This window comes from Rhodococcus rhodochrous (assembly GCF_014854695.1).
In the GTDB taxonomy this organism is placed as follows: Bacteria; Actinomycetota; Actinomycetes; order Mycobacteriales; family Mycobacteriaceae; genus Rhodococcus.
Genome location: NZ_CP027557.1, coordinates 1483968 through 1506338 on the forward strand (window position 1 = coordinate 1483968; position 22371 = coordinate 1506338).

Genomic DNA, 22371 nt, shown 5'->3' on the forward strand with positions numbered 1-22371 from the left:
CTGCTGTGTCTGCACTGCTTCGTTCGCTGAACCCGCTGGCCGTCGCGCGCGGCGACGATCTCCCGGACGCCGTTCGTATCGACGGCCACACCTTCTCCCGCAGCGATCTGCTCGGCGCGGCCACCGCGGTCGCGGCGCGGGTGGCACGCGCCGATCGGGTGGCCGTGCTCGCCACTCCGAGCGCGACCACCGTCGTCGCCGTGACCGGTGCCCTGCTCGCCGGGACGACCGTGGTGCCGGTGCCGCCGGATTCGGGGCCCGCCGAACTCGCCCACATCCTGACGGATTCGGGTGCGCAGGCCTGGCTCGGTCCGGCGCCGGAGGTGCAGCATCCCGACGTTCCACAGCTGCCGAGCCTGCCGGTCCGCCTGCACGCCCGCGACTGGCACCACCTGCCCGAGCCGAACCCCGCGCGAATCGCGTTCGTGCTCTACACCTCCGGTACCACCGGCGCTCCGAAGGGTGTGCTGCTGAGCCGCCGGGCGATCGCCGCGGGCATCGACGCGCTCGCCGAGGCGTGGGCCTGGACCGAGCGCGACACGCTCGTCCACGGACTGCCGCTGTTCCACGTGCACGGACTCGTGCTCGGTGTGGTCGGGGCCCTGCGTGTGGGCAGCCGGCTGATCCACACGGGCAAGCCCACCCCGCAGGCCTACGCCGAAGCGCAGGGATCCCTCTACTTCGGGGTGCCGACGGTGTGGACACGCGTCGTCGAGGACGAGGACTCCGCCCGCGCGCTCAGCGGCGCGCGACTGCTCGTCTCGGGCAGCGCGCCGCTGCCGGTGCCGGTCTTCGAACGACTGCGTGAGCTCACGGGGCTGGTTCCGATCGAGCGCTACGGCATGAGCGAGACGATGCTGACCCTCAGCACGCGGGTCGACGGCGAGCGCCGTCCCGGCTGGGTCGGCACGCCGGTGGCCGGGGTCGAGACGCGACTGCGCGACGAGCAGGGCCGCGACGTGCCCCACGACGGGGAGAGCATCGGTGTCCTGCAGGTGCGTGGACCGATGCTCTTCGACGGCTACCTGAACAGGCCGGAGGCCACTGCGGCCGCGTGGACCGAGGACGGATGGTTCGTCACCGGCGACGTGGCGGCCGTCGACGAGGGTGGATTCCACCGCATCGTGGGTCGCGAGTCGACCGATCTGATCAAGACCGGCGGGTTCCGGGTCGGTGCGGGGGAGATCGAGACCGTTCTGCTCGGCCATCCCGCTGTGCGGGAGGTGGCCGTGGTGGGCCTGCCCGACGACGACCTCGGTCAGCGGATCGTCGCGTTCGTGGTGCCCGCCGCCGACGGCTCGGAGGTCGACGAATCGGAACTGATCGACCTTGTCGCACAACAGCTCTCCGTGCACAAGCGGCCCCGGGAGGTGCGTGTGGTGAGCGACCTTCCGCGCAACGCGATGGGCAAGGTGCAGAAGAAGAAACTGGGCTGACAGGGTCGGTGGGGGAGCGCCCGCGGGCAATTCCTGTTACCGGAACTTCGTGGAAAATCGGTCACAGGGGTTGCATGTGTCACACTGCGAGGCGGATTCTCTACTGCACCGTATGTAGATCTACTCACTTCGATGGGGGTTCGAGGGATGTCTGTAACGGATCAGGTCCGGTTGCCCGGGCACGACCGTCGGGGGGACGGTGAGAACGCTCCGCTCTTCGTGGTGGACGGGAAGCCCGCGTCCGTTCCGCTGCGCGATCTGCCGGCCGTGGCCCGCAAACTCGTGGCGCACTTCGCCGACAACGTGGCTCCGTGTTCGCTCCGACCGGGGGAATCACTGCGCGGCGACGTCACCGAGGTCACCGTGCGCTGCCTGCGCATCGCAATTCATCTCCTCGACTCCGGAGAACTGCCGTCCGACGCGGAGCTCGCCGACCTGCGCAGCAGCGCCGCGCAGTGGGCCCGCGCCGGGTTCCGGCTCGAGTACATGCTCCGGATCTACCACGAAGGCATCCGCCTCGGTTGGGAGCTGGTCACCGATCGGGCCCGGGAGGGCGACGTCTCCTCCGTCGCCGACGCGTCCCGCCTGTGGATGGCCCTGCTCGAGAAGGTCACCGTCGCCGCGACCACCGGTTTCGTCGCCGAACTCGACGCCATCCGCCGCGAACGCGACGTCGCCGCGCAGGAACTGGTCACCGCGCTGCTGAGCGGGCAGGACGCCGCGGCGGTCGCGCAGCGCTCCGGGCTGGTGCTCGCCGACACCTACACCGTGCTCGCGGTCTCGCTCACCCGGCATCCCGACGAACGCAATCCGCACGTGCGGCCGGAGGTCGTCGCGCGGCGCACCCTGCGGCGGGTCGAGACCGAACTCGAAGCGATCTGCGAGGGTCGCCATCTCGCGATGCTCGGTCCCGAGGGCGGCACCGTCCTGCTCCCCGAATCACCCACGACCGAGGCGATCGAAGAGTTCCGGCAGCGCATCGAGACCGTCGCGGGGGTGTCCGTCACGATCGCTCTCGTCCACGCTCCCGTCCGGGAGGTGCCCACCGCCGCGAAGCAGGCCCACGAGCTGCTCGATCTCGTGCGACGGCTCGGCCGTCCGGTCGGGGCCTACGGCATGAAGGATCTGGCCCTCGAATACCAGCTCACCCGGCCCGGACCGGCACGCCGCCACCTCGCGCGCGTACTCGACCCACTCGACGAATCACCCGAACTCGTCGAGACGCTGGAAACGCACATCGCCCACGACCTCAGTCGTCAGCTCACGGCCAAGACCTTGCACGTCCACGCGAACACCGTCGACTACCGGCTCAAGCGGGTCGCGCAACTCACCGGCTTCGACCCCACCCGGCCCTCCGGTCTGCGGCAACTGCAGGCGGCGCTGATCGCTCGACGACTCGAACTGGAGAGCTCCGAACAGGGCTGATATCGCACCGGATTCGGCTTCCCGAGGTCTGTCGGTCTATATCATCGGTCTCGGGCGACCGAGGGGCGTCACCCGGAGTGAACGCGAGGGGGCCGACGCATGGCGGGGGAATCCGAACCGTCCGAGTCGGATCCGCCGAGCCGTCGTGGCGGCGCGCGTGGGGGTGCACGGCCGGACAGGAGTCGGCAGGGCAGGGGTCGTGCGCGCTGGCTCGTCGTTGCCGCGATCCTCGTCCTCGCGGCCGGATCCGTCGCCTTCCTCGTCGTGGAGGGGCAGAGCGGGTGCGACGACTCCGAGCACTACACCGTGGCGGTCACCGCGGACCTCGCACCCGTGATCGAGGAGATCGCGGTATCCGGATGCACCGAATTCGAGGTCGTCGAACAGGAACCGGGCGAGGTGTCGGCGCGACTGGCGACCGACGACGTTCCCGACCTGTGGCTCCCGGCGGGCGGTTGGTGGGCGTCGTGGGCGGGTGAGACCGCTACCGGCCCGGTGCGCACGGTGTCGACCCCTCTCGCCACCACGCCGCTCGTGATCGCGGGCGCGCCGGGCACCGTCGAACCGGCGGCCGACTGGCAGGAGGCCCTGTCCGATCCGGATCTCGTCTTCGGCAACCCACTGCGCTCCGGCCCGGCGGCGGGAGCCATCCGCGCGGTGCTGGCGGAGGCCGCCGACGACCCCGTCGCGATGGGCACCGTCCGTCCCGTCATGGCGCCGCTCGCCGAGCGGGAGGGGGTCCGCGACGAGGAGGTGCCCACCGGATCGACGCTGCTCGAGGAGACCGTCGCGAACGGCGGGACGGTGGTGAGCACCGAACAGCAGGTCGAGGCCTATCGCAGCGTCCACGAACGCGAACTGGGCATCGAGGTACCCGCCACCGGGACGCTGCTCGTGGACTATCCGGTGATCGTGACCGCGCGGGGGGAGAGACACGACGCCGCGGCGGCCGCCGCGACCGCGCTGACCGACGCGCTGCACACCTCCGAAGGGCTCGACAGGCTGGCCCGTCACGGCTTCCGGGGCGGAGGCGGACGGCCCCTGCCCGACGACCGCGGTGTGGGCGCGGTGCCGGTGCTCGAACTCGACGACGAGACCGTCGCCGAGGAAGCGATGAATGTGTGGGCGTTGCAGGCCCTTCCCGTGCGCACCGTGTTCGCGGTGGACGTCTCCGCTTCGATGAACCGCAATCTCGGCGACGAGAGCCGGATCGAACTGGTCCGACGCGCCGCGACCGCCGCCAACGAGGTCCTGCCCGGGAACGTCTCGGCCGGCCTGTGGTTCTTCGGCGGCAGAGTGAGCGACTATGCCACCTTGCCGAACGACCGCGCCGAACCCTCGGGGGACTACATCATGGCGGCCCCGATCCGGCGCTTCGATGCCGTGGTGGACGGCGGGACCCATCGCGACCGGCTCACCGCGCTCGTCGCGCAGATGGCCGGCACGGCCGACGAGACCACCGCGCTCTACGACACGATCCTCGCGGCCTTCCGGTACGTGCAGGACAGCTACGACCCGCGAGCGGCCAACAGTGTCGTCGTGGTGACCGATGGTGCCGACGACGGCTCCGAGATCTCGAAGGACGAACTGCTCGCCGTCCTCTCGAACGAGAACGATCCGTCCAGGCCGGTCCGGATCGTGACGATCGGACTCGGCGAGGACGTCGACACCACGACCCTCGAGCAGATCGCTGCGGCGACCGGAGGGGTGAACTACCGGACGAGCGATCCGCTCGACATCACCGAGCTCGTGCTCACTGCGCTGGCCGATCGGACGGGTGGCTGACGGCCGTCCTGTCGTGGGTGCGGTGCCAGATCAGGCCGAGCGCCGTGATGATCAGGAACAGCACGAAGGTCGACGCGAGCTGGACCCGGGCCGCGCTGTCGGACAGCATCAGCACGATGAAGCCGATGAGCATCGCGAGCGTGAACCAGCTGAGATAGGGGAACAGCCACATGCGCAGGCGAATGGTGCCCTCGCGCTCGAACTTGCGACGCAACCGCAGATGCGAGACGACGATGAACAGCCAGATCGCGATGAGCGCCGATCCGACGGCGTTGAGCAGGATCCCGAGAATGGTGTCGGGCAGCAACCAGTTGAGCCATACGCTGACGAAGCCGAAGAACACCGAGACGAGCACCGCGTTGCGGGGCACTCCGTGGTGGGTGAGCTTGCTGAGCCAGGCCGGGCCGTCGCCGCCGCGCGCCAGCGAGTAGGCCATGCGGGAGGTGCCGTAGACGTTGGCGTTGAACGCCGACAGCAGCGCGATCACCACGACGAGTTCCATGAAGCCGGACGCGTAGGGGAGGCCGGCGATGTCGAGCACCGAGACGAACGGGGACGTCTCGCCGCTCGCCGCGGTCCACGGCAGCACGAGCACCATGATCGAGATCGACCCGAGGTAGAAGATCGAGATACGCCAGACGACGCTGCGCACGGCGGTCGCGATGGACCGTTCCGGGTCCTTCGATTCGGCCGCGGCGATCGTGACGATCTCGATGCCGCCGAACGCGAAGGCCACCGCGAGCAGGCCGGCCGCGATGCCGGCGATGCCGTTGGGCGCGAAACCGTCGCCGTCGCCGAGCAGGTGCGTGGTGCCGACGGGTTCGGTGCCGGGGAGCAGGCCGAACACGAGCAGGATACCGATCACCAGGAACCCGAGGATGACCGCGACCTTCAGGGCCGCGAACCAGAACTCGAATTCACCGAAGTTGGCGACCCGCGCGAGGTTGACCACCGCGAAGAAGGTGACGAACACCAGCGCGACCACCCATTGGGGTACGCCCGGTAGCCACGACTGCACGATCGCGGAGGCGCCGGTGATCTCGACACCGAGCACCATGATCAGCATGAACCAGTACAACCAACCCATGCTGAATCCGGCCCAGCGGCCGATTCCGATGCGTGCGTAGTGGGAGAACGAACCGCTCACCGGCAGCGCGGCACCCATCTCGCCGAGCATGCGCATCACGAAGATGATCATCACGCCGGCGAGCAGGTACGACACGATGATGGCCGGACCGGCGGCGGCGATACCCACTCCGGAACCGAGGAACAGGCCCGCGCCGATGGCGGAGCCGAGTCCCATCATGGTCAGATGACGGACCTTCAGGCCGCTCCCGAGATGTTCGACCTCGGAAGCCGGCCGCTGGGTTTCACTCACAGTTTCTCGGTTCCGAATCTGTCGTGGGGTGCAGAGCTAGTCGTTGGCGTGCAGAGCCGCGTTCAGTTCGACTCCGCTGCCCTTGTTCGGCACGACCTCGACCGCGCCGCTCACCGAGTTGCGTCGCAGCAGGAGGTTGGACGCGCCGCTGAGGGTCGCGGCCTTGACGACGGTGCCGTCCGGGCCGGTGACCTTGGTGCCGGCGGTGACGTACAGGCCGGCCTCGACGATGCAGTCGTCCCCGAGCGAGATGCCCACGCCCGCGTTCGCGCCGAGCAGGCAGCGCTTGCCGACGGAGATGACCTCCTTGCCACCACCGGAGAGGGTGCCCATGATCGAGGCGCCGCCACCGATGTCGGAACCGTCGTCGACGACGACACCCGCGGAGATGCGGCCCTCGACCATCGAGTTGCCGAGCGTGCCGGCGTTGAAGTTGACGAAGCCCTCGTGCATGACGGTGGTGCCGGACGCGAGGTGCGCGCCGAGGCGGACGCGGTCGGCGTCGGCGATGCGGACACCGGCGGGAACGACGTAGTCGACCATGCGGGGGAACTTGTCGACACCGAAGACGGTCACCGGTCCGCGGATGCGCAGACGCGAGCGCACGGTCTCGAAGTTCTCGAGCGAGCACGGGCCGTAGTTGGTCCACACGACGTTCGCGAGCAGACCGAAGATGCCGTCGAGGTTGAGTCCGTGCGGCTGGACGAGACGGTGCGACAGCAGGTGCAGGCGCAGGTAGGCGTCGTGAGTGTCGACGGGCGGCTTCGACAGGTCTGCGATATCGGTGCGCACCACGACCTGCTGGACCTCGCGCGCCTCGTCGTGACCGGCGAGCAGGGCGAGATCGGACGGGATGTCCGTACCCTCGAGTCGCGTGGTTCCGGTCTCGCTCGGCTCGCCGAGGGCGGGTGCCGGGTACCACGTGTCGAGGACGGTCCCGTCCTCCGTGATGTTCGCGATGCCTACTGCTGATGCTCCGTGTGCACTCACGGGTGAGAAGCGTACGCGAGGCGGTCCTGCGCCTGTGTCCCCCCTGAGAAAATCGTGTGCGGGGTCTGAGGGACGGACGCGTTTCGTATCGTGCAGGTATGCCCGTACCGCAGCTGGACCTGCACGCCGACCCCGTCGAACTGACCGCCGCGCTCGTCGACATCCCGAGCGTGTCGCAGGACGAGACGCTCATCGCCGACGCCGTGGAAGTGGCCCTGCGGGAGCAGACCGACGGCTTCGAGATCGTGCGCAACGGCAACTGTGTCCTGGCGCGGACGAACCGCGGGCTCGGCAGCCGCGTGATGCTCGCCGGCCACCTCGACACCGTCCCGATCGCCGACAACGTGCCGTCGCGGCGCGACGGCGACCTGCTGTGGGGCTGCGGCACCTCCGACATGAAGGCCGGCGACGCCGTCTTCCTGCACCTCGCAGCGACCGTCACCGATCCCGCTCACGACCTGACGATCGTGATGTACGACTGCGAGGAGATCGCGGCCGCGTACAACGGGCTCGGCCGGATCGAGACCGAACTGCGCGACTGGCTCGACGCGGACGTCGCGATCCTCGGCGAACCTACCTCGGGTGAGATCGAGGCCGGTTGCCAGGGCACCCTGCGGGTGCGCATCACGACCGACGGCGTGCGGGCACATTCGGCGCGCTCCTGGCTCGGCGACAACGCGATCCACAAGCTCGCTCCCGTGCTCGACCGTCTGGCCCGCTACGAGGCACGGTCGGTCGACATCGACGGCTGTGTGTACCGGGAAGGACTGTCGGCCGTGCGCATCGAGGGCGGTGTCGCCGGGAACGTGGTGCCCGACGCCGCTGCGCTCGACGTGAACTTCCGGTTCGCCCCGGATCGCAGCCCCGACGACGCACTCGCGCACGTCCGCGAGGTCTTCGACGGTCTCGCGATCTCGATGGAACTCACCGACATGTCGCCCGGCGCGCTGCCCGGACTGTCGAACCCGGCCGCGGCCGCGCTCGTCGAGGCCGCCGGCGGGAAGTTCCGGGCCAAGTACGGCTGGACCGACGTCTCGCGGTTCGCCGCGCTGGGGATTCCGGCCGTCAACTACGGGCCGGGCGACCCGAACCTCGCGCACAAGCGCGACGAGCACGTCGAGGTCGGTCGGATCACCGAGGTGACCTCCGTTCTGCGCTCCTACCTCACCCGATAACGTGACCGCCATGTCCGGCGACAACTCCTCCTCCGAACGTGGCTCCCGGCGCGAGGTCGTGCACCAGGGTCCGGTGCAACTGCGTGGTTCTCTCGCCCGCGAGGCGACGACGATGGACCAGCGGCTGCTCGATCGCCGCGGCCCGTCCGACTGGGTGCACACCGATCCGTGGCGTGTACTGCGGATCCAGAGCGAGTTCGTCGAAGGCTTCGGTGCGCTCGCCGAGGTGCCCCGCGCCGTCACCGTCTTCGGATCGGCACGCACCCCGGCCGGTCACGAGGAGTACGAGATCGGCCGCGAGCTCGGCGCCGCACTCGTCCACGCCGGATACGCCGTCGTCACCGGTGGCGGCCCGGGCGCGATGGAGGCGGCCAACCGCGGTGCCAGCGAGGCCGGGGGACTGTCGATCGGACTGGGGATCGAGCTGCCCTTCGAGCAGGGCCTCAACGAGTGGGTCGATCTCGGACTGAACTTCCGGTACTTCTTCGCGCGCAAGACGATGTTCGTGAAGTACTCGCAGGCGTTCGTGTGCCTGCCCGGCGGTTTCGGGACGCTCGACGAGCTGTTCGAGGCACTGACCCTCGTGCAGACCCGCAAGATCACGCAGTTCCCCATCGTGCTGTTCGGTTCGGAGTACTGGAACGGCCTGGTGGGATGGTTGCGCGAGACCCTGGTCCGCGGCGGCAAGATCTCGCCCGCCGATCTCGACCTCCTCTTCGTCACCGACAGCGTCGAGGAGACGGTGGACATCATCCTCGAGGCGCATCGCGGCGAGGACGAGAACGAACTGTACGGAAACGGGAGTGGATGGTGACCGAAGCTCTGTCGGTCTGTGTGTACTGCGCGTCGGGCCCTGTCGACCAGAAGTTCCTCGAACTCGCCGCCGCGGTCGGCACCGAGATCGGCCGACGGGGCTGGCAGCTGGTCTCCGGCGGCGGCAACGTGTCGATGATGGGCGCGGTCGCCGACGCGGCCCGCGCGGCGGGGGCGCACACGATCGGGGTCATTCCCAAGGCGCTCGTGCACCGCGAGGTCGCGGACGTCGACGCCGACGAGCTGATCGTCACCGAGACGATGCGCGAGCGCAAACGCATCATGGAGGACCGCGCCGACGCCTTCCTGACCCTGCCCGGCGGCATCGGAACCCTCGAGGAACTGTTCGAGACGTGGACCGCGGGGTATCTCGGTATGCATGACAAGCCGGTGGTCCTGCTCGATCCCACGGGGCACTTCGACGGCCTGCTCGGCTGGCTCGGATCGATGGTCGACACCGGTTTCGTCGCGCAACGCGCACTCGACGGTCTCGCGGTCACCACCGACCTCGCCGATGCGCTCGACCGGTGCGCTGCGCCGTACGCGGCGGTCTGAGGTGTTCCACTTCGGCGCGCGCTTATCTACTCTTCGGTAAGTTCGGGGGAACGCCATGGGTGTCGCCCGAGCGAGCCCGCCCGTCCCCGACGTCGCCGTGAGGAAATGTGTCGTGACCACTCGATCCGATCGAGACAATGCCCCCGTCGTGTCCCTGCCCGGACTCGTCTCGAAACTGCCCCGGATGGCCCCCGATCTCCCCATCGTGTTGCGCGGAGCAGTCGGGATGACCCGGAAGCCGACCGCCCGCGAGACGATCGGGTCGGTCTTCCAGAAGCTCGCCGAGCGTCACCCGGAGCGGCCCTTCATCCGGTTCGAGGGCGCCACCATCGGGTACGGCGAGGCCAACGCTCGGGTCAACCGGTACGCAGCGGTGCTCGCCGATCGCGGTGTCGGCAAGGGCGACGTCGTCGGCATCCTCATGGGCAACCGGCCCGAGACCCTGCTGGTCGCGCTGGCCGCGGTCAAGCTCGGCGCGGCCGCCGGCATGCTCAACATCAACCAGCGTGGTGAGGTGCTCGAGCACAGCCTGTCGCTGCTCGACAGCGCCGCCCTCGTGATCGGGGAGGAGTGCGAGGAGGCCGTCGACTCCCTCGGCGGCGAACCGCAGGCCCGCACCGTGCTGCGCTTCGACGAACTCGACACCGCCGCCCGCGACGCCGACGCGTCGAATCCCGCCGTCACCGAGGACCTGCGGGCGTCCGAGACGGCCTACTACATCTTCACCTCCGGCACGACAGGACTGCCGAAGGCCAGCCGCATGACGCACTTCCGGTGGCTGAAGTCGATGTCGGGCCTCGGCAGTCTCGGTGTGCGCCTGCGCCGCACCGACGTCCTGTACTCCTGCCTGCCGCTCTACCACAACAACGCTCTGACGGTCGCGTTGTCCTCGGTGCTCGCTGCCGGGGCCACCTTCGGGCTCGGCCGGAAGTTCTCGGCGTCCAACTTCTGGGACGACGCGGAGCGCAACGGCGCCACGGCCTTCATCTACATCGGTGAGATCTGCCGCTACCTGCTCAACCAGCCGCCGCGGGAGGACGACGCCGATCACGGGATCCGCCTGGCCGTCGGCAACGGTCTGCGTGCCGAACTGTGGGACGAGTTCACCGAACGCTTCGGCATCGACCGCGTCGCGGAGTTCTACGGCGCCAGCGAATGCAACATCGCCTTCATCAACGCGCTCGACCAGAAGCGCACCGCCGGCATCTGCCCGCTGCCCTACGCCGTCGTCGACTACGACCCCGATTCCGGGCAGGCGCGCCGCGGTGACGACGGCCGTCTGAAGAAGGTCGGCAAGGGCGAGGTCGGACTGCTCCTCGCGAAGGTCACCTCCCGCGCGCCCTTCGACGGATACACCGATCCCGAGGCCACCGAGAAGAAGCTGCTGCGCGACGCGTTCTCCGACGGCGACGTCTGGTTCGACACCGGCGATCTCGTCCGCGACCAGGGCTGGATGCACGTCGCGTTCGTCGACCGGCTCGGCGACACCTTCCGGTGGAAGGGCGAGAACGTCGCGACCACGCAGGTCGAGGCCGCGGTGTCGTCACACGAGACGGTCGCCGAGGTCGTCGTCTACGGCGTCGAGGTCGACGGGGCCGACGGCCGCGCCGGGATGGCCGCGATCACCCTGAAGGAGGGCGCCGAGCTCGACGGAGCGGCGCTCGCGAAGTCGCTGCACGACGCGTTGCCGGACTACGCGGTCCCGCTCTTCGTCCGCATCGTCGACGAGCTCGAGTACACGACGACCTTCAAGAGCCGGAAGGTCGATCTGCGCAAGCAGGGCTACTCCGAGACCGGTGAGGACGAGGTGTACGTGCTCGCGAGTCGCAGCGAGGGCTACCGGCCGATCTTCGACGGCTTCGTCGACGGCATCGCGCGGGGAGAATTGCCCGCTCGCTGAGCATGTCAGGATGGGATCATGAGCGGCCCCGCGACCGATGTCGACGAGCAGACCCCCGTGACCCGTCCCGGTCCGGCACCGTCCACCCTGTGCGGGCGCCCCGTCGCCACCGACCGGGCGCTCGTGATGGCGATCGTCAACCGCACCCCGGACTCGTTCTACGACCGGGGAGCGACCTTCGAGGACGACGCAGCGCTCGCCGCCGTCGACCGCGCGGTGGCCGAGGGTGCCGACCTCGTCGACATCGGCGGGGTGAAGGCCGGGCCGGGTGAGGTCGTCGACAGCGACGAGGAGATCCGGCGCGTCGTGCCGTTCGTCGCCGCCATCCGCGAGCGGTATCCGGATGTGCTCATCAGCGTCGACACCTGGCGCAGCGAGGTCGCGCGTCGCGCCGTGGGCGAGGGCGCCGATCTGATCAACGACACGTGGGCCGGTGCCGATCCCGAGCTCGTCGCGGTCGCCGCCGAGCTCGGGGCCGGCATCGTCTGCTCCCACACCGGCGGTGCCGTCCCGCGCACCCGGCCGCACCGTGTGCGGTACACCGACATCGTCGGGGAGGTGGTCGCGGAGGTCGTCGCCGCCGCGGACGCCGCCGCCCGCGCCGGCGTTGCGAGCGACTCGATCCTCATCGATCCGACCCACGATTTCGGAAAGAACACCCATCACGGACTCGCTCTGTTGCGGCACGTGGACGTTCTTGTAAAAACCGGGTGGCCTGTGCTTATGGCGCTGAGCAACAAGGACTTCGTGGGGGAGACTCTGGGAGTCGAACTCGCCGACCGGTTGGAGGGCACATTGGCAGCGACAGCTCTGGCCGCAGCGGCCGGCGCACGGATGTTCCGGGTACACGAGGTGGCAGCCACACGTCGGGTGGTCGACATGGTCGCGGCGATCGCGGGCACACGCCCGCCGGCGCGCACGGTGAGGGGGTTGGCATGAGTGCACCTGTACGCACGTGGAACGAGGCCAACAGCTGGGATCGGCCCGCCTGGGCGATCGACGAGCTGATCGCGGCCAAGGCCGGCCGCACGGTGACCGTGGTGTTGCCCGCCCTCAACGAGGAGGAGACCGTCGCGGGAGTGATCGACACGATCCACCCGCTGCTCGGCGGTCTCGTGGACGAATTGGTGGTCCTCGATTCGGGTTCCACCGACGAAACCGCCTCCCGGGCGCGGGCGGCGGGTGCCCGCGTCATGTCCAGGGAGGAGGCGGTACCGGGCATCGAACCGGTCCCGGGCAAGGGCGAGGTGCTGTGGCGGTCGCTCGCCGCGACCTCCGGCGACCTCATCGCCTTCGTCGACTCCGATCTGATCGATCCCGATCCGGCCTTCGTGCCGAAACTGCTCGGGCCCCTGCTGCTCGGCGACGGTGTGCACCTCGTCAAGGGGTACTACCGGCGTCCCCTGCGCACCGGTGGTGGCGAGGACGCCCACGGTGGTGGCCGCGTCACCGAGCTCGTCGCACGGCCGCTGCTCGCAGCACTGCGACCGGAGCTGACCTGTGTGCTGCAACCGCTCGGCGGTGAGTACGCGGGCACGCGGGAACTGCTCGAATCGGTTCCGTTCGCACCGGGTTACGGGGTGGAGATCGGGTTGCTGCTCGACACCTACGACCGGTTCGGTCTCCACGCGATCGCGCAGGTCAACCTCGGGGTCCGCAAGCACCGCAACCGGCCGCTGTCCGAACTCGGGGCGATGAGCCGGCAGATCGTGGGCACGATGCTCTCGCGATGCGGGATCCCCGATTCGGGGGCGCCGCTCACCCAGTTCCTGGTGGAGGGCGACGCCTTCGTCCCGTTCGACACCTCCGTCGATCTCACCGACCGGCCACCGATGGTGACGGTCACCGGCTGAACCGGCCGTCCGGCACCGGCCCCGGCCGGTGTCGGACGCTCGTGCCAAGATCGGAGCATGCTCACGGTTCTGCTGTACGTGCTCGTGATGGCGGGCGTCGCCGCCGTGCTGTTCTTCGTCGCGAGCGCCGTCTTCGGCCGGGGCGAGACGTTGGCGCCGCTGCCTCCGGGCACCACCGTCACGGTGCTGCCGGCCACCGACGTCACCGGCACCGACATCCGCGACCTGCGGTTCCAGCAGACCGTGCGGGGTTACAAGATGAGCGAGGTCGACTGGGCGCTCGATCGTCTCGCCCGCGAGGTCGACGAGCTGCGGGTCCGTCTCGCCGACGCCGAGGCCCGCGCGGCGGGAGAGTCGGTCGACGGTGCCGGGCAGGACGTCGGGGCAGAAGAGCTCGAAGAGGAGGACGTTCCGGAGAGCGCATCGTCCGAGTCGACGGGGGAGTCGCGATGACGGCCGACGAGCAAGGACCCGTGGTCGACACCGACGAGCACGCTGCCGTAACCGATGCCGACGACCGCGTGCGGTGCCCGTGGGCGGTCGACGGTCCCGGTTCGTCGCTCTACCGCGACTATCACGATTACGAGTGGGGCCGGCCACTCCACGGCCGCGACGAGATGTTCGAGCGGCTCTCCCTCGAGGCGTTCCAGTCGGGGTTGTCGTGGCTGACGATCCTGCGCAAGCGGGAGGCCTTCCGCGCGGCATTCCAGGGCTTCGACGTCGAGGCGGTCGCCCGCTTCACGGAGGCCGACGTCGAGAGGTTGCTCGCCGACCCCGGCATCGTGCGCAACCGCCGCAAGATCGAGGCGGTGATCGCCAACGCGCGGGCCGTGCTCGAACTGCCCACCGACCTCGACGAGCTGCTGTGGTCGTTCGCACCGCCGCGACGCGCGCGACGGTCGGTAACGGTCGAGGAGATTCCGGCAGTGACGCCGGAGTCCACGGCGATGGCCCGTGAGCTGAAGCGTCACGGCTTCCGGTTTGTGGGCCCTACCACCGCATATGCGCTGATGCAGGCCACCGGGATGGTCGACGATCACCTCGAATCGTGCTGGGTGTCACTCGACCCGTAGAACCCGGAGGAGTCTCTTACCCAGGAGTCAGCTACGCGCACGTATTCCGGATAGGGAAGAATGAGAAGGTGCGCGTCGCCGCGACCGGCGATGCAACCACACGGTAACCCACGCGCCCGGCGGTCGGGTGCAGATTTGGAGGGAGCAGAGGATGGCGGCCATGAAGCCCCGGACCGGGGACGGTCCCCTCGAAGCAACCAAAGAGGGACGAGGAATCGTCATGAGGGTTCCACTCGAGGGCGGCGGACGTCTGGTCGTCGAGCTCACGCCGGAAGAGGCTGCGGCACTCGGCGACGAACTCAAGAGTGTCACCAGCTGATCGGCCCCTCTCAGGGCACTCCGGGCCCCGCGCTTCTCGGCGCGCGGGGCCCGGTGTCGTCCTGAGAACACGATCGGAGGCGCGATGCTCGCCGACGTGATCGACCTTCTCGCGTGCCCTCACTGCGAGTCCGCGCTCGACCTCGACGACAACGTCGTGATGTGCGATCGCGGGCACAGCTTCGACGTCGCACGCCAGGGCTACGTGTCGCTGCTCGCCGGCGGTTCGACGCCGTTCACCGGCGACACCGCCGACATGATCGCCGCCCGCGCCGACTTCCTCGGTGCCGGGCACTACGACCCCATCCGCCGCGCGGTAGCCGACGCCTGCGTCGACACGGCCGATGCGGTGGACACTGCCGATTCGGTGGACGCACCCGCCGACGCTGCGATCCTCGAGGTCGGGGCCGGTACGGGGCAGTACCTCGCGTCCGTGCTCGACGCCCTGCCGGCAGCGCGCGGCATCGGACTCGACGTCTCCAAGCCCGCGGTGCGCCGCATCGCCCGCAGCCATCCCCGGACCGGAGCGATCCTCGCCGACGCGTGGCAACGACTGCCCGTGAAGTCGGCCTCGCTCACCCATGTGCTGTCGGTGTTCGCGCCGCGCAACGCCGCCGAGAGCCACCGCGTGCTCGCCCCCGGCGGAACGCTCGTCGTCGCGACACCCACCTCGGAGCATCTGCGCGAACTGGTCGCGCTACCCGGCATGGTGAGCGTGGACGACCGGAAGACCGAGCGGCTCTCGTCCGCCCTGTCGGGACGTTTCGAGCGGGCGGGACGGACGGACGTGCGCTTCACGGCCGCATTCCCGCGCGAGGCGCTCGGCCTCGTCGCGGGGATGGGCCCGTCGGCCCACCACGTGACCTCCGACCGGCGTGCGGAGTTGCTGGCCTCTCTGCCCGACCCGTTCGACGTGACGGTGTCGGTCACCGTCACCACGTGGCGACGGGTCGGGACGGCCGACGAACCTAGCGCGCCGTGATCACCTGCTGGTAGACGGAGACGGTCTGACGGGCGATCTGCGCCCACGAGAACTCGCTGACGGCGCGGTCGCGTCCGGCCCGGCCCCACTGTGCGGCCCGGTCGCGGTCGCGCGCGACGTCGTTGACGGCGTCGGCCAGTGCACGCTCGTAGGTCGCGGTGTCGAACGCGTCGTAGTGCACCAGGCGCCCGGTGATCCCGTCCTGCACCACCTCCGGGATGCCTCCCACGTCGGAGGCCACCACGGCGGTCTCGCAGGCCATCGCCTCGAGGTTGACGATCCCCAGCGGCTCGTACACCGAGGGGCAGACGAAAACCGTTGCCGCCGAGAGGAGTTCGCGGACCGATGCGGTGGGCAGCATCTCGCGCACCCAGTGCACCCCGTCGCGGGCCTCCTGCAGGGCGGCCACCGCGCGTTCGGTCTCGGCGGCGATCTCGGGGGTGTCGGGCGCGCCGGCACACAGGACGAGCTGGATATCGGGATCGAGGTGGTGCGCCGCGGCGATCAGGTGCCCGACGCCCTTCTGCCGGGTGATGCGGCCCACGAACACGACGATCGGGCGGTCCGGATCGAGACCGATTCGGGTGACGACGGACTCGTGGCCCGGCTCGGCCGGACCCGGATGCCAGACGGCGGTGTCGATCCCGTTGCGCACCACGTGGACCCGAGCAGGATCGACGAAGGGGTAGGCGTCGAGCACGTCGAGGCGCATCCCGTCGCTGACCGCGATGATCGCGTCGGCGTACCGGACGGCGTTGCGTTCGGACCAGGAGGAGATGCGGTAACCGCCGCCGAGCTGCTCGGCCTTCCACGGCCGTCGCGGCTCGAGGGAGTGCGCGGTGAGGATGTGCGGGACATCGTGGAGTTCGGCGGCGAGATGACCGGCCAGCCCGGTGTACCAGGTGTGCGAGTGCACCACGTCGACTCCGGCCGCGGCGTGCGCCATGCGCAACCCGGCGGACAGGGTCGTCAGGGCGGGATTGGCGTCGCGCAGTGCCGGGTCGGGGGAGTGCACGAACGCGGTGTCGCGCGGTGCACCCGTGCAGTGCACGTCGACCTCGACCAGTCGACGCAGTTGTTCGACGAGTTCGGTGACGTGGACTCCGGCCCCGCCGTACACCTCAGGCGGATATTCCCGCGTCATCATTGCCACCCTCACCGCCTCAAAGTAGCGGGCCGCGCAGGTTCCGGCCACCCGGCCCCGACACTCCGATCGGCGTCGAGATTCCGCTTCGCTGGCGGTGGCCTGGGTCGGGGGATAGGTTGAAGCGTGTGAGGAGCCAGCCCCATGTGCTTGGAATCGTTCTCGCCGGCGGCGAGGGCAAACGTCTGTATCCGCTGACCGCGGACAGAGCCAAGCCGGCAGTGCCGTTCGGGGGCGCGTACCGCCTCATCGATTTCGTGCTCAGCAATCTCGTGAATGCCGGTTACCTGCGCATCTGCGTTCTCACGCAGTACAAGTCGCACTCCCTCGACCGGCACATCTCGCAGACCTGGCGCCTGTCCGGATTCACCGGTGAGTACATCACCCCGGTGCCGGCCCAGCAGCGACTCGGTCCCCGCTGGTACACCGGCAGCGCCGACGCGATCCTGCAGTCGCTCAACCTGGTCTACGACGAGGATCCCGAGTACATCGTGGTCTTCGGCGCCGACCACGTGTACCGGATGGACCCCGAGCAGATGGTGCGCCAGCACATCGAGTCGGGAGCCGGTGTCACCGTCGCCGGTATCCGCGTCCCGCGGAGCGAAGCCTTCGCGTTCGGCTGCATCGACAGCGACGAGAGCGGCAGGATCACCCAGTTCCTCGAGAAGCCCGCACACCCGCCCGGGACGCCCGACGACCCCAACGTCACGTTCGCGTCCATGGGCAACTACGTCTTCACCACGAAGGTCCTCGTCGAGGCGCTGCGGGCCGACTCGGAGAATCCCGACTCCGACCACGACATGGGCGGCGACATCATCCCCGCGCTCGTCGAGCAGGGCGAGGCCCACGTCTACGACTTCAACGACAACGTCGTCCCGGGCGCGACCGAACGCGACCGTGCCTACTGGCGCGACGTCGGTACGCTCGACGCCTTCTACGACGCCCACATGGACCTCGTGTCGGTCCACCCGATCTTCAATCTCTACAACCGGCGCTGGCCCATCCGCGGTGCCGCCGAGAACCTGCCGCCCGCGAAGTTCGTGCAGGGTGGCCTGGCGCAGGAATCGATCGTCGGTGCCGGCAGCATCCTGTCGGCCGCCACGGTTCGCAACTCGGTGCTCAGCTCGAACGTCATGGTCGACGACGGAGCGACCGTCGAGGGCAGCGTGCTCATGCCCGGTGTGCGCATCGGCAAGGGTGCGGTCGTGCGACGAGCGATCCTCGACAAGAACGTCGTCGTCGGCGACGGCGAGATCATCGGCGTCGACCTCGAGCGCGACCGTCAGCGGTTCGCGGTCAGCAACGGTGGTGTCGTCGCCATCGGCAAGGGCATCTGGATCTGAGACTGTGCCTGCCCCGAAGCCGGACGCCGGGGCGCACCGCGCAGATCAGCTGAGGCGCACCGCCGCAGATCAACTGAGGCGCACCGCGCAGAGCAGGCCGTCGCCGAGCGGCAGGACCACCGGGGCGAGGCGCTCGTCGTCGGACACCGCGCGGGTGGCCTCGCGCACCGCGAGCACCGTCGCGTCGCGGGCGGCGGGGTCGGCGACCCGTCCGTCGAGCAGGGCGTTGTGCAGCACGATCACGCCACCGGGCCGGAGCAGACGCACGCCCTCGCGCACGAAGTGCGGATGGTCGGCGGGGGTCGCGTCGACGAAGACCATGTCGTAGCCGGAGTCGGCGAGTCGCGGCAGCACGTCGAGCGCGCGGCCGTTGATGAGGCGGGTGCGCGACGCCACGATGCCGGCCTCGCGGAAGGCGATCTTCGCGGCCCGCTGATGTTCCGGTTCGCTGTCGATCGTGGTGAGCACGCCGTCCTCGCGGAGGCCGTGCAGCAACCACAGCCCGCTCACACCCGCACCGGTCCCGATCTCCACTACCGTCTTCGCGTCGAGCATGCGGGCGAACATCGCGAGGGTGGCTCCGACGGAGGGGGACACCGGGTCGGCGCCCAGATCTTCGGCACGGTCACGCGCCGCGGCGAGCTCGTCGTCCTCGACGACGATGTTCTCGGCGTGGGTCAGGATGCGATCGGCGTTGGTCTGCACCTCACTGAGGCTATCCTCGGCGATTCGTTCGCGCAGGCAGGCGCGCACGGAGTGGTGCCGTCAGTTGTGTGATTTCGGCGGATGAACATGCCCGGACCGGTTTTCTCAGCGACGTTTCAGGTTACTCATACGGCGGCCACATGGCCGCGAGGAAAACTGACACTCGACGAACCGGACGATCGCACCGGTTCACGACTTCGAGGACGCACCGGCCTCGTGGAACGTTCCTGTGAAGGAATATTCCCTGAAGGTCGCGTGTTGTAGGCCCCGAAGCCCATATCACTGCGGTCCCGACGAGGAGGATCCACCGATCCACATGACCCGATCCCACACCGTTCCCGAGAACGACGCCTCGGCGCTCGACGCTGCCTTCGAGGCGGACCTGAGCGGCACCGCGGCGTTCGATGCCACCGGGGACCGCGCGGCGATGCCGTCGTGGGACGAACTCGTTCGTGAGCACGGCGACCGTGTCTACCGACTCGCCTACCGTCTTTCCGGCAACGCTCAGGACGCGGAGGATCTCACGCAGGAGACCTTCATCCGCGTCTTCCGGTCGTTGCAGAACTATCAGCCCGGCACTTTCGAGGGCTGGTTGCATCGCATCACCACGAACCTCTTCCTGGACATGGTGCGCCGCCGGAACCGCATCCGGATGGAAGCGCTCCCGGAGGACTACGATCGGGTACCGGCCGCAGGGCCGAACCCCGAGGAGATCTACCACGACGCGCGTCTCGGCGCCGACCTGCAGTCCGCTCTGGACTCGCTCGGACCCGAGTACCGTGCCGCGGTGGTGCTCTGTGACATCGAAGGTCTGTCCTACGAGGAGATCGGTGCCACACTGGGGGTGAAACTCGGTACGGTACGTAGTCGTATCCACCGAGGCCGCCAGGCACTCCGCGAGTACCTGCGCGAGCATGGAAAGGTCGAAAACGGTCGCGTCGATGCGGGGTAGCCGCCGGGAGGTAGTGATGACGATGGTGCAACCACCTCGCAGGTTCGGCTCCACTGAACATCTCGCCAGCGAGGCAGTTGCCGCTTTCGTCGACGGCGAACTGCGCATGGCGGCCTACATGCGGGCCGCCCAGCACCTGTCGATGTGTCCGGAGTGTGCCGCCGAGGTCGAAGCCCAGCAGCAGGCCCGCCACGCACTGCGGTCCGCTGCCGATCACGTACCGCGTATGCCGAGTTCACTGCTCGGGACGCTCAGCAACATCCCTTCACACCTGTGCGATCCATCCCCGCACCCGCAGGCAGAGGAAGGCTTCGCCGCGCGCCGCTGGTCGATTCTCCGGCGCCGGTGACCGGACGGGCGGTAACAGGTGATCCGATGCCATCGGTGATACTGGGCTGCGTGACGGACCTAGACGGGGGAGACGGGCACGCGTGACGGCCGAATCTGCGCAGCACACCGAACGACGAGCCGGCGACGATCCTCGTCGCGACGACGAGCTGCCCCATGCCTCATCCGGTAAGGACTCGTCGGGAAGAGGCTCGTCCGGCAACGCCTCGTCGGGTGGGTCCGACGGAGCGATCACGCGCCCTGATGACGCTCCCCGCCTCGAACCCCGGCCCGTCTACCGGCCCACCGTCGACCAGGCATCCGCACGGGTCTTCGGACGCCCGCCCGGTGCCGAGGGCTCGTTCGACTCCTCGGTCCATCCACGCGTCGTCGACCCGCGCGTCCAGCAGGCGCCCCCGACCGACGCGATCCTGGCCGAGGCCTACGGACGTCCGTCCGACGCCGACGAGACACTCCAGCGTCCTCCCGCTCAGCCCGCAGCCGAGACCGAGGACGACACCGAACCCGATCCGTGGCGCGACCCCGACTCCGCGGTGCGGCTCGGTCCGCCCCTGGCCGGGGAGGCCGAGGAGAAGGAACTTCCCCCGGCCCCCGGACTCACCCTGCGTGAGGTGTTGTTCGACCGCCGCGTCCAACCCCGCGCACTCGCGACCTTGGCCGCGGTGGCCGTCGTGATCGGCATGGTCGGCGGACTCGTCGTCGCGCTCGCGACCGCCGACAACGGTTCGCTGACCAGTCGCGGAGTGACGCTGAGCCAGTCGGGTCCCGACGAGGAACTGCCGACTGGCGCGGTCGCGCGTGTCGCCGACACCGTGCTGCCTGCGGTCGTCTCCATCCAGACCACCGTCGGTGGCGACGCCGGCACCGGCTCGGGCGTGGTGATCGACGGCGCCGGCTACATCGTCACCAACAACCATGTCATCTCGATGGCCGCCGGAAATCCCGACGCGAAGGTGCAGGTCACCTTCGACGACGGCACGAAGGTGCCCGCCTCGATCGTCGGACGCGACATCAAGACCGACCTGGCCGTGCTCGCCGTCGAGAACGTCGACAACCTGGTCGTCGCCGAACTGGGCCGCTCCGAGGACGTCCAGGTGGGCGAGGACGTCGTCGCGGTCGGTTCGCCGCTCGGCCTGAGCAAGACCGTCACCCGCGGCATCGTCAGTGCGCTGCACCGGCCCATGCGGCTCAGCGGGCAGGGCACCGACACCGACGCGGTGATCGACGCCGTCCAGACCGACGCCTCGATCAACCCCGGCAACTCCGGCGGCCCCCTCATCGACATGGAGGGTCGCGTGATCGGCATCAACTCCGCGATCAAGTCGGAGACCGGCGGTTCGGTGGGTCTGGGCTTCGCGATCCCCATCGACGACGTCACCGAGGTGGCGCAGGAGCTGATCCGCACCGGCGAGATGCGGCACCCGGACATCGGCGTGAACGCACGCTCGGTCGTCAACGACGTCGCGAGCGGCGCGGAGGTCGCCAACGTCCGTCAGGACAGCCCGGCCCAGCGCGCAGGCATTGTCGAGGGCGACGTCATCGTCAAGGTCGGCGACCGCGAGGTCACCAGCGCCGACGAGCTCGTCGTGGCTGTCCAGCAGCAGGAGATCGACGAGCCGATCACCGTCCAGCTCGTGCGCAACGGCCGCCTCGTCGACGTCGAGGTCACCCCCGTCTCCGACTGAACGGTCCCTGTCTCGGACCGAACGTCCCAGCCGCGTGATGTGAGCTTCCGCGTAGGTGCTGCGATCCGGACGAGACCACGTACCCTGGATGCGTGTTCGGCAACATCGGTTGGGGCGAGTTCCTGGTACTCATCGTGGCGGCCCTCGTGGTTCTCGGCCCGGAGCGCCTGCCCGGCGCCGTCTCGTGGGTGGCCAAGTCGCTGCGTCAGGTACGCGACTACGCCACGGGTGCGCGCGACCAGCTCAAGGAGGAACTCGGACCGGAGTTCGACGACCTGCGGCAACCCCTGTCCGAGCTGAACCAGCTGCGCGGCATGACACCGCGGGCCGTGATCACCAAGCATCTGCTCGACGGCGACGACTCGGTCCTCACCGGCAACTTCGACAAGCCGTCCTCGGCGGCCCCGGGAACGCCCACCAACGGCGCGAGCCGGCCGAACCTGTCGAAGCCGCTCGCCCCGGACGAGAAGCCGCCGATCGATCCCGACGCCACCTGACAGCTTTCCTACGA

General features: G+C 69.2%; 22 protein-coding genes. 18 read left to right on the plus strand and 4 right to left on the minus strand.

Features of this window, described 5'->3' with window-relative positions:
• Window positions 1-5 precede the first annotated feature (5 nt).
• The 3 genes from C6Y44_RS06975 to C6Y44_RS06985 all read left to right on the plus strand — a co-directional run bounded on the left by C6Y44_RS06975 (window position 6) and on the right by C6Y44_RS06985 (window position 4646).
• A complete protein-coding gene (locus tag C6Y44_RS06975; protein WP_159418903.1) occupies window positions 6-1436 on the plus strand; it encodes an acyl-CoA synthetase in 1431 nt (476 codons plus the stop codon).
• Between the two features lie 171 nt (window positions 1437-1607).
• A complete protein-coding gene (locus tag C6Y44_RS06980; protein ID WP_120281865.1) occupies window positions 1608-2861 on the plus strand; it encodes a PucR family transcriptional regulator in 1254 nt (417 codons plus the stop codon).
• A 99-nt stretch (window positions 2862-2960) separates the two neighbouring features.
• Entirely contained in the window at window positions 2961-4646 is a 1686-nt protein-coding gene (locus tag C6Y44_RS06985) for a substrate-binding domain-containing protein (protein WP_159418902.1), read from the plus strand.
• Here the strand turns inward: C6Y44_RS06985 and C6Y44_RS06990 are convergent.
• Window positions 4615-5952, minus strand: coding sequence for an amino acid permease (locus C6Y44_RS06990; protein WP_225623812.1), 1338 nt, complete (start codon window positions 5950-5952; stop codon window positions 4615-4617). The genes C6Y44_RS06985 and C6Y44_RS06990 overlap by 32 nt on opposite strands.
• A 108-nt stretch (window positions 5953-6060) precedes the next feature.
• Entirely contained in the window at window positions 6061-7014 is a 954-nt protein-coding gene (dapD, locus tag C6Y44_RS06995; RefSeq protein WP_060651706.1) for a 2,3,4,5-tetrahydropyridine-2,6-dicarboxylate N-succinyltransferase, read from the minus strand.
• A 98-nt stretch (window positions 7015-7112) separates the two neighbouring features.
• Between dapD and dapE the strand changes: the two genes are divergently transcribed.
• The 10 genes from dapE to C6Y44_RS07045 all read left to right on the plus strand — a co-directional run bounded on the left by dapE (window position 7113) and on the right by C6Y44_RS07045 (window position 15683).
• Entirely contained in the window at window positions 7113-8189 is a 1077-nt protein-coding gene (gene dapE, locus C6Y44_RS07000) for a succinyl-diaminopimelate desuccinylase (RefSeq protein ID WP_120281868.1), read from the plus strand.
• A gap of 10 nt (window positions 8190-8199) precedes the next feature.
• The gene (locus C6Y44_RS07005) at window positions 8200-9003 is read left to right on the plus strand and encodes an LOG family protein (protein ID WP_006550564.1); all 804 of its coding nucleotides are present in this window, start codon (window positions 8200-8202) and stop codon (window positions 9001-9003) included.
• A complete protein-coding gene (locus C6Y44_RS07010; protein ID WP_120281869.1) occupies window positions 8997-9557 on the plus strand; it encodes an LOG family protein in 561 nt (186 codons plus the stop codon). Before C6Y44_RS07005 ends, C6Y44_RS07010 begins: the two co-directional genes overlap by 7 nt.
• 148 nt (window positions 9558-9705) lie before the next feature.
• Window positions 9706-11457, plus strand: a complete 1752-nt coding sequence (locus C6Y44_RS07015; protein WP_159419299.1) for a long-chain-acyl-CoA synthetase — start codon at window positions 9706-9708, stop codon at window positions 11455-11457.
• A gap of 18 nt (window positions 11458-11475) precedes the next feature.
• Entirely contained in the window at window positions 11476-12396 is a 921-nt protein-coding gene (gene folP / locus C6Y44_RS07020; protein ID WP_159418900.1) for a dihydropteroate synthase, read from the plus strand.
• On the plus strand, window positions 12393-13310 hold the full coding sequence (locus C6Y44_RS07025; RefSeq protein ID WP_159418899.1) for a glucosyl-3-phosphoglycerate synthase: 918 nt from the start codon (window positions 12393-12395) through the stop codon (window positions 13308-13310). The genes folP and C6Y44_RS07025 overlap by 4 nt, the downstream gene beginning before the upstream one ends.
• 57 nt (window positions 13311-13367) lie before the next feature.
• On the plus strand, window positions 13368-13763 hold the full coding sequence (locus C6Y44_RS07030; protein WP_159418898.1) for a DivIVA domain-containing protein: 396 nt from the start codon (window positions 13368-13370) through the stop codon (window positions 13761-13763).
• Window positions 13760-14383 (plus strand): DNA-3-methyladenine glycosylase I, encoded by a 624-nt coding sequence (locus C6Y44_RS07035; RefSeq protein WP_174247068.1) that lies wholly within the window; start codon window positions 13760-13762, stop codon window positions 14381-14383. The genes C6Y44_RS07030 and C6Y44_RS07035 overlap by 4 nt, the downstream gene beginning before the upstream one ends.
• Before the next feature lie 151 nt (window positions 14384-14534).
• On the plus strand, window positions 14535-14702 hold the full coding sequence (locus C6Y44_RS07040; protein ID WP_006554284.1) for a DUF3117 domain-containing protein: 168 nt from the start codon (window positions 14535-14537) through the stop codon (window positions 14700-14702).
• 84 nt (window positions 14703-14786) lie between these two features.
• The gene (locus C6Y44_RS07045) at window positions 14787-15683 is read left to right on the plus strand and encodes a putative RNA methyltransferase (RefSeq protein ID WP_159418897.1); all 897 of its coding nucleotides are present in this window, start codon (window positions 14787-14789) and stop codon (window positions 15681-15683) included.
• Here the strand turns inward: C6Y44_RS07045 and glgA are convergent.
• Entirely contained in the window at window positions 15670-16842 is a 1173-nt protein-coding gene (glgA, locus tag C6Y44_RS07050; protein WP_120284064.1) for a glycogen synthase, read from the minus strand. The genes C6Y44_RS07045 and glgA overlap by 14 nt on opposite strands.
• A gap of 113 nt (window positions 16843-16955) precedes the next feature.
• Between glgA and glgC the strand changes: the two genes are divergently transcribed.
• Window positions 16956-18170 carry a glucose-1-phosphate adenylyltransferase gene (gene glgC / locus C6Y44_RS07055; protein ID WP_037190186.1) on the plus strand — a complete coding sequence of 405 codons (1215 nt, stop codon included), beginning with the start codon at window positions 16956-16958 and terminating at the stop codon, window positions 18168-18170.
• A 69-nt stretch (window positions 18171-18239) separates the two neighbouring features.
• Here the strand turns inward: glgC and C6Y44_RS07060 are convergent, their stop codons facing one another.
• On the minus strand, window positions 18240-18875 hold the full coding sequence (locus C6Y44_RS07060) for an O-methyltransferase (RefSeq protein ID WP_159418896.1): 636 nt from the start codon (window positions 18873-18875) through the stop codon (window positions 18240-18242).
• A gap of 316 nt (window positions 18876-19191) precedes the next feature.
• Between C6Y44_RS07060 and sigE the strand changes: the two genes are divergently transcribed.
• The 4 genes from sigE (at window position 19192) to tatB (ending at window position 22357) form a co-directional block, all read left to right on the plus strand.
• Entirely contained in the window at window positions 19192-19827 is a 636-nt protein-coding gene (gene sigE, locus C6Y44_RS07065; RefSeq protein ID WP_120281875.1) for an RNA polymerase sigma factor SigE, read from the plus strand.
• Window positions 19828-19843: 16 nt separating this feature from the next.
• On the plus strand, window positions 19844-20176 hold the full coding sequence (locus C6Y44_RS07070) for an anti-sigma factor family protein (RefSeq protein ID WP_060651698.1): 333 nt from the start codon (window positions 19844-19846) through the stop codon (window positions 20174-20176).
• An 82-nt stretch (window positions 20177-20258) separates the two neighbouring features.
• Complete coding sequence (locus tag C6Y44_RS07075) at window positions 20259-21860, plus strand: S1C family serine protease (RefSeq protein ID WP_120281877.1); 1602 nt, start codon at window positions 20259-20261, stop codon at window positions 21858-21860.
• Window positions 21861-21952: 92 nt separating this feature from the next.
• Window positions 21953-22357, plus strand: a complete 405-nt coding sequence (gene tatB / locus C6Y44_RS07080; protein WP_120281878.1) for a Sec-independent protein translocase protein TatB — start codon at window positions 21953-21955, stop codon at window positions 22355-22357.
• Window positions 22358-22371: the final 14 nt, after the last annotated feature.

What these genes read in the sequence shown, in the direction of transcription:
- C6Y44_RS06985 (WP_159418902.1), top strand. Translation starts at nt 2,961, where the DNA reads ATGGCGGGGGAATCCGAACCGTCCGAGTCGGATCCGCCGAGCCGTCGT.
- C6Y44_RS06990 (WP_225623812.1), bottom strand. Translation starts at nt 5,952, where the DNA reads ATGATGGGACTCGGCTCCGCCATCGGCGCGGGCCTGTTCCTCGGTTCC.
- dapE (WP_120281868.1), top strand. Translation starts at nt 7,113, where the DNA reads ATGCCCGTACCGCAGCTGGACCTGCACGCCGACCCCGTCGAACTGACC.
- C6Y44_RS07005 (WP_006550564.1), top strand. Translation starts at nt 8,200, where the DNA reads ATGTCCGGCGACAACTCCTCCTCCGAACGTGGCTCCCGGCGCGAGGTC.
- C6Y44_RS07010 (WP_120281869.1), top strand. Translation starts at nt 8,997, where the DNA reads ATGGTGACCGAAGCTCTGTCGGTCTGTGTGTACTGCGCGTCGGGCCCT.
- folP (WP_159418900.1), top strand. Translation starts at nt 11,476, where the DNA reads ATGAGCGGCCCCGCGACCGATGTCGACGAGCAGACCCCCGTGACCCGT.
- C6Y44_RS07025 (WP_159418899.1), top strand. Translation starts at nt 12,393, where the DNA reads ATGAGTGCACCTGTACGCACGTGGAACGAGGCCAACAGCTGGGATCGG.
- C6Y44_RS07030 (WP_159418898.1), top strand. Translation starts at nt 13,368, where the DNA reads ATGCTCACGGTTCTGCTGTACGTGCTCGTGATGGCGGGCGTCGCCGCC.
- C6Y44_RS07035 (WP_174247068.1), top strand. Translation starts at nt 13,760, where the DNA reads ATGACGGCCGACGAGCAAGGACCCGTGGTCGACACCGACGAGCACGCT.
- C6Y44_RS07040 (WP_006554284.1), top strand. Translation starts at nt 14,535, where the DNA reads ATGGCGGCCATGAAGCCCCGGACCGGGGACGGTCCCCTCGAAGCAACC.
- C6Y44_RS07045 (WP_159418897.1), top strand. Translation starts at nt 14,787, where the DNA reads ATGCTCGCCGACGTGATCGACCTTCTCGCGTGCCCTCACTGCGAGTCC.
- sigE (WP_120281875.1), top strand. Translation starts at nt 19,192, where the DNA reads ATGACCCGATCCCACACCGTTCCCGAGAACGACGCCTCGGCGCTCGAC.
- C6Y44_RS07070 (WP_060651698.1), top strand. Translation starts at nt 19,844, where the DNA reads ATGACGATGGTGCAACCACCTCGCAGGTTCGGCTCCACTGAACATCTC.